General features: G+C 65.3%; 3 protein-coding genes. 2 read left to right on the top strand and 1 reads right to left on the bottom strand.

Annotated elements, in window-relative coordinates; genetic code table 11:
• Positions 1 to 801 precede the first annotated feature (801 nt).
• Together ABZV38_RS29090 and ABZV38_RS29085 are read left to right on the top strand one after the other, a co-directional pair.
• Positions 802 to 2,292, top strand: a complete 1,491-nt coding sequence (locus ABZV38_RS29090; RefSeq protein ID WP_356331415.1) for a hypothetical protein — start codon at positions 802 to 804, stop codon at positions 2,290 to 2,292.
• Entirely contained in the window at positions 2,292 to 5,699 is a 3,408-nt protein-coding gene (locus ABZV38_RS29085; protein ID WP_356331414.1) for a Swt1 family HEPN domain-containing protein, read from the top strand. Before ABZV38_RS29090 ends, ABZV38_RS29085 begins: the two co-directional genes overlap by 1 nt.
• A gap of 278 nt (positions 5,700 to 5,977) precedes the next feature.
• On the opposite strand, the gene ABZV38_RS29080 is transcribed toward ABZV38_RS29085, so the two are convergent.
• Complete coding sequence (locus tag ABZV38_RS29080) at positions 5,978 to 6,745, bottom strand: hypothetical protein (RefSeq protein ID WP_356331413.1); 768 nt, start codon at positions 6,743 to 6,745, stop codon at positions 5,978 to 5,980.
• Positions 6,746 to 6,768: the final 23 nt, after the last annotated feature.

The raw sequence follows: 6,768 nt of genomic DNA, 5'->3' as shown, positions 1-6,768 counted from the left end.
TGACACCCCCGCTCCGACAGCCGCTGACCACTCGGTCACCAGCCGTCACCACACACCCGAAACCGTCACACGCTGCGGTCGCACTGAATGTTTGCGCAGGTACCTGTGCTGGGACACGACGGCGAGCCCACAGGGAAGACCACTGAAGCAACCGTCATCGCTTGGATCTGGGCCCGGACGGTGGCCTGCCTGAACCCTGCTTGTGGAATCCAAATGCCACTGGTGCGTTCTTGGTGGTTGGGCAAGAAGGGGGGTAAGGAGGCGTACGTTGTCCCCACGGTAGTAAATGACGCTATGGCACCCGGCGGACGGCGCGTAGAGTTCAGTATTGGGCACAACCCAAAGCAGGCCCCCACAAAATCGAACGACGGAACCATGGCGACAGGCAGAGGCGCCACCTGCGTCGCCTGTGGAGGATTCATCACCCTGGCAGCTATTCGCTCTGAAGGGGCTGTCGGCCGGATTGGCGCTCAACTGCTCGCCACCGTCACAGAAGGCTACCGTCGCCGCATATACCTTGCTCCAGATGAGAAGCATGTGCAGGCGGCAAATATCCCACGACCGGCTGATGCGCCATCCGGTTCCATTGCGACGAACCCGCGTTGGTTCTCTCCCCCGCAGTACGGATTTACCGAGTTCTCCGATCTTTTCACAGCCAGGCAGCTTACGACACTTATGGCTCTCGGTGATCTCGTTGGTGAGGCTCGAGAGCAGTTGCTTACCGACGCTGTCGTAGCAGGTCTCCCCCGTGGTGGATCTCTGGCTGCCGGTGGAACTGGCGCCGAGGCTTACGCTGACGCGGTGGCAACATATCTCGGGATGGCGGCAAGTCGCCTGTCTGACTACGGCGGAACCATCTCTACCTGGATGCCCGACCCGAAGAATGAAGGAATTCGAAATACATTTGCCCGCCAGGCGCTCCCCATGACTTGGGACTTCGCCGAGGCAAATCTATTCAGCGAGTCTTCCGGGAACTTCGGGTTCATGCTTCGCGGTATCACCCGTGTACTCGACGAACTCCCTGCACGCAATGAGGGACGTGCACGGCAAGCTGACGCAGCCAGTCGTGATTACACGGGTCTCCTAATTGCTACCGACCCGCCGTACTACGACAATATCGGGTACTCGGACCTCTCCGACTATTTCTATGTTTGGTTGCGCCGTTCCTTGCGCGACATCCACCCGGACCTGTTCGGTACGATGCTCGTCCCGAAGGCAGAAGAACTCGTCGCCAACCCATACCGCCACGGAGGGAAGGCGAGTGCAGAGAAGTTCTTCGAGGATGGTTTCCAGCACGTCTTCGCCCGTGCGCGGCAGACAGCCTCGTCGAACTACCCGATCACCATCTTCTACGCCTTCAAGCAGGCAGAGTTGAAGAAGGAGGGGGTTGCTTCCACGGGATGGTCGACTTTCCTGGAGGGCATGGTCCGCAACGGCTGGACCATCACCGCAACGTGGCCCGTACGCTCGGAGCGTGGCGGGCGAATGATCTCTGTGGGGACGAACGCTCTCGCCTCTTCGATCGTGTTGGCTCTCCGCCCTCGTGAGACAACCGCCCCTGCGACGGACCGAACAGGGTTCCTGGCTGCGCTGCATGCCGATCTGGACGAGGCACTGCCTCGCATCCGTGAGGGTGCAATCGCTCCGGCGGACCTGCGGCAGACGATCCTTGGGCCTGGGATGGCCGTGTTCTCCCGCTTCTCCCGGGTACTAGAGGATGACGGCTCCACGATGTCGGTGAAGACCGCGCTGGCGCTGATCAACCAGACTTTTGACGCGTTGCAGAACGAGCATGACGCCGAACTGGACGCTGACAGCCGGTTCTGCCTGGACTGGTTCCGTTCGTACGGCTGGGACACGCGCCCCTACGGTGACGCCGAGTCCCTGGCCGTGCCGCTGGGCCTGTCTGTGGACGGGATCGCCCGCGGCGGAAGCCTCACCTCCGGCGCAGGCAAGGTCGCGCTGATCAAGCCCCAGAATCTCGACCCCCGCTGGGACCCGGCCCACGACGACCGGCTGTCGCTTTCGGAGGTCACCTGCCACCTGGCGCGCGCGTACGCGACCGAGGGGCGCGAAGAGGCGGCCAGGCTTATGGCCGAGGTGAAGGGGAGGGTGGACATGGACGAGGTCAACCGCCTGGCCACGCGCTTGTACGAGCTGATGGAGTCTCAGGACCCTTCGACCGCTGGGCTGTTCAATGGGCTCGGTGGCGCGTGGGCCGATGTCTCCGCGACGTCGACCACGATCCGCCCGGCCGCTGTGGCCGAGATGCTCTTTGGGGAGGAGATCTGATGGCGCTGACGAACAATGAGAAGGTACTGCGCAGCTTCGACCAGCTGCTTGAGGGCGTGCGGCCGTGGGTTGACATGCGTATGTCCGCGCAGGCTCCGACCGGCAAGGACTGGATGGAGCTGATCGCCGCTGAGGACGTGGCGAAGTTCGGCACAGCCAAGACGTACTCGCGGGACGACGTGCGGTTCCTGCTGCGCATCGTCACGGAGAAATGGAAGGTCTTTGAGAAGGACCTCTCGCGCCCGCAGTCCGCGTTGGCCTCTGAGCTGCGGGAGACGGCGAACGCGGCTCACCACGGGCAGAAGTTCTCCTCGGACGACACCTACCGTGCGCTGGACACGATCGAACGTCTCCTGACGGTGATCGGTGCTGGGGACGAGGCCGATGTGGTCGCGAAGATGCGCATGGAGCACCAGCGGGAGGTCTTCGAAAAGCAGACCCGCAACCGGCTGATGCGTGAGGCACAAGCGGTCAAGGTCGCCGGCGTGCAGGCTGGCACGACGATCAAGCCGTGGCGTGAGGTCATCCGGCCGCACGCCGACGTGATCCGTGGGCAGTTCTCCGCCGCCGAGTTCGCTGCCGATCTGTATGCGGTGGCCCATGGCCACGCCGCGGCGCCGGAATATCTGAACCCGGCTGAGTTCTTCTCTCGCACCTATCTCACCAGTGGTCTGTCCGACCTGCTGACCCGTGCGTTCAAGCGTCTCTCCGGGGATGCCGGGGCGAGCCCAGTGATAAATCTGCAGACTCAGTTCGGTGGTGGTAAGACGCACTCGATGCTGGCTCTCTACCACCTGTTCTCCGAGGGCCTGGCTACGAGCGCGCTGTCTCAGGCCGTGCAGGATGTCGTGCATGCCGCCCTGCCCACGGCCGAAGGCGACCCACTGAGGTCGCTGGACGTGAAGCGGGTCACGTTGGTGGGCACAAAGCTCTCCCCGAGCCAGCCGATCGTCAAGGACGACGGCACTCAGGTGCGCACGATCTGGGGGGAACTGGCCTGGCAGCTCGGAGACCGCAAGGCGTTCGACCGCGTCGCGATGGCGGATGCGACCGGCACTGATCCCGGCGACGCGCTGGACGCCGTCGTGCGCGACGTCGTCGCCGGCGGCAAGAGCGTGCTGATCCTGATCGACGAGTGGGTGGCTTACGCCCGCCAACTCGTGGGACGCGACGACCTTCCCGGCGGATCCTTCGCCACGCAACACACCTTCGCTCAGCACCTGACCGAGATGGCCAAGTCCATCCCGGGTGTCATGCTCGTGGTCTCCATCCCTGCCTCCGACTCTCTTGACAACGGTGGCGGCGGCTCGGCGCTGGAGGTGGGTGGCCCCAACGGGCACGTCGCTCTGGAGACCCTGCAACACACCATCGGTCGCAACGCCGATGACTGGCGGCCCGCCAACAACATCGAGTCCTTCGAGATCGTGCGCCGGCGCCTGTTCGAAGAACCCGATGCCGTGGCCCTGGCGGACATCTCCGCAGTGGCCAAGCAGTACGTGAAGTACTACCAGGACAACACCGGGTTCTTCCCGCGTGAGACGACCACCAGCGAGTACGAGCAACGCATCCGGGCGGCGTACCCGATCCATCCCGAGTTGTTCGACCGGCTCTACGAAGACTGGTCGACGCTGCCGAAGTTCCAGCGCACCCGCGGTGTGCTGCGTCTGATGAGCGTGGTCATCAACTCCCTGTGGGCCGCCAATGACACCACGCCGCTCATCACGCCCGGGGCGGTGCCCGTCCACGACACTCAGGTCTTCAGCGAGATCACCAAGTATCTCGACGACAACTGGAAGCCGGTCGTGGACAAGGACGTCGACGGCGAGGGTGCCACTCCGGTTCAGATCGACCGTGAGCGCCCGTCGTTCGGACAGCGAGCGCTCACCAGGCGTGTCGCCCGGTCGGTGTTCATCGCGACCGTTCCGACGCTGCGCTCGGCGCACAAGGGCGTGGACATCCAGCAACTCCGCCTGGGCACCGCGGTGCCCGGCGACGTCATCAACCACATCGGTGACGCCCGTGCCCTGCTGGGGCAGCGTGCCACGTACTTCTACGAAGACGGCGACCGCTCCTGGTACGACCTCGCGGCGTCGGTCTCCCGAGTGGCAGCCGACCGGGCCGCCGGCTACGGCGAGGCCGACGTGCACGCCACGATCGTCGAACGCCTCAAGGCCACAGGGAAGACGCCCAAGGCGTCCTTCGGTGCTGTGCATGCTGCACCCCTCGACACCGGGGACATCCCCGATTCCGAGGTCCTCAAGCTCGTGGTCATGCACCCGAAGTTCACCTGGGGCAAGGATGCCTCCACAGCCACGGACTTCGCCGAGCGTCTTCTGCGGGAGGCCGGTAATGGGCAGCGACAGCGGCGCAACATGCTGGTCATGGTCGCCGCCGATCGCGAAACCTACCCCGAGCTCGACGGCGTGGTGCGCGAGTATCGGGCCTGGCAGTCCATCGCCGACGAGGCCGACGAACTCGAACTCAGCGCCCAGCAGCGCAAGCAGTCCGTCACCCGTGCCCGTCAGTTGAACGCGGCCGTCGACGACCGCGTCCGCGCAGCCTTCACCGCAGCACTGATCCCGACCGAGCTGCCCGGCCAGAGGCCGACCATCTCCTTCACCCGTGTCGCCAAGGATGGTGGCTCCCTAGCCGAGCGGGTCACCGCGGCGCTCAAGGCCAAGGGCTGGATTACTCCCGTGCTCGGGGCCACGCTCGTACGCATGGCTCTCGAAGGCGCCCTGGCTAACGCCTGGAGCAAGGGGCACGTGCGATTCGGTGACCTTTGGTCCTGGTACACCCAGTACCCGTACCTGAAGCGCCTGCCCAACCGGCAGGTGCTTGAGCAGGCCGTACTCAGCGCTGCCGACGTCCTCCTGTGGCAGCAGGATGCCTTCGCCCTCGCCGATGGCTACGACGAGGCCACCGACGAGTACCAGAACCTGTGGATCCACGGTGACAAGCCCGAGCCCGGTTTCGTCACCGACGACATGCTCCTCGTCCAGCCGGGACGAGCGGTCGCCCAGCGTGCACGGGTCGTCGCCACCCCGTCGGCTGAGCCGGAGATCCCGGCAGAAGATGCCAGCAGCAGCGAAGACAGCACCCCGCAGCCCAGCATCGTCACCCCTCTCCCGGGCGCCGGCTCTCAGCCTTCGACGCCGATGGCCAAGAAGGTCGCGCGGAGGTTCTGGGGCGTCAAGACTCTCAACCCCAACCGTCCTGCCGCAGACTTCGCCCACATTCAGCAGGAAGTCCTCGCACACCTTGAGGCTGCCGACGGCGTCCGGCTCGAGGTCCGCATCGAGATCACCGCAACCACCACTGACGGTTTCACCGAGCAGCAGGTGCGAACGGTCCGTGAGAATGCTGTTCAGCTGAGGTTCGAGGACAGTGGGTTCGAGGAAAGCTGAACGGCGCACGTGCCGGGTCATAGATCTCACAAGCGACGGGTCCCCCCTTCGATACGGGGTGAGGCAACCGCCTCATCCCGAGCTCAGGAGACCAGGATGTATGCCGTCGTTGACCGGGAACGAGAGCGTAGGAGTGAGGTAGGTCGAGCTTCCGAAGCGACTTGATCGGTAGCCCCCGGCCAGGGCCTACGGTGAGCGGCTCTTCGGCTGGGCGATCCAGCTACTCACGCGACCGTTCCTATGTTGGACTCCTTGGGCGCTCGCTACGGGAGGTGGGGTCAGCGGTTGAGGGCGAAGGCGATGCGAGGGTCGACCGGCCGGGCCGCCGGAGCGGAGGCGGTGGGAGCGGGAACCGGCACCGTGGCCGGGAGGCCGTCGCGGACTGGGCTGACCGCGAGAGCGGCGGCGCTGACGCGGGAGGCACAGGTAAAGCCTCGGTCGTGGTGGGGGCGCGCGGTTGCTGCGGGCGTAGGAGGGCGGCGAGCCGCTATGTCCTGGGCGACGGAGGGCTGGACCGCGACCTGGAGATCGGATCGATGCATCGACAGCGTGGCGCCGGCGACCTTCCCCAGGGCTTCGCTGCGGTCGATGGTGAGGGGCAGCGTGTAGATGTCCAGGTCCGGGATATGGTGCCAGCCGTGTTCCTCCAGGATGAGGCGGCCGCCGAGCGCGGAGGAGTGGTCATCGGTGGCCGCGATGATGCCGAGCTGCGAATGTTCGGCGAACGCGGCGTCGGGAACTGCGCCCGGAGACCGGCCACGGGCGGAGCCCGCTTCGGAGGCCAGTGATGGGTCGAACGCGGCATCTACGTCGACCTGGTAGCCGGCGTTGCGCAGCAGTGTGACAGCCCGGGTGACGCGGCCCTGTCCGTCACGTTGCTGGTCGGCCAGTGCGTACAGCGTCGGCTGGTCCGGGACGGGGTGGAAGTCGAAGCCCTTCAGCATCCATGCGCTGGCTGGGAGGTGTTTCGGGTTCGCGGCGACGATGCCGTAGGCGGGGTGGTGGCCGATCGCGACGTCGGGAAGCGAGTCGTAGTGGGTGGGCATGGCTGATCCATCCGGTGCAGGCT

Origin of the sequence: Streptomyces sp. NPDC005181, assembly GCF_040608395.1 — a bacterium.
In the GTDB taxonomy this organism is placed as follows: Bacteria; Actinomycetota; Actinomycetes; order Streptomycetales; family Streptomycetaceae; genus Streptomyces.
This window is presented reverse-complemented; position numbering and strand designations above follow the sequence as displayed.

Excerpts from the sequence above, each read along its gene's own strand:
- ABZV38_RS29085 (WP_356331414.1), top strand. The coding sequence starts at position 2,292 with ATGGCGCTGACGAACAATGAGAAGGTACTGCGCAGCTTCGACCAGCTG.
- ABZV38_RS29080 (WP_356331413.1), bottom strand. The coding sequence starts at position 6,745 with ATGCCCACCCACTACGACTCGCTTCCCGACGTCGCGATCGGCCACCAC.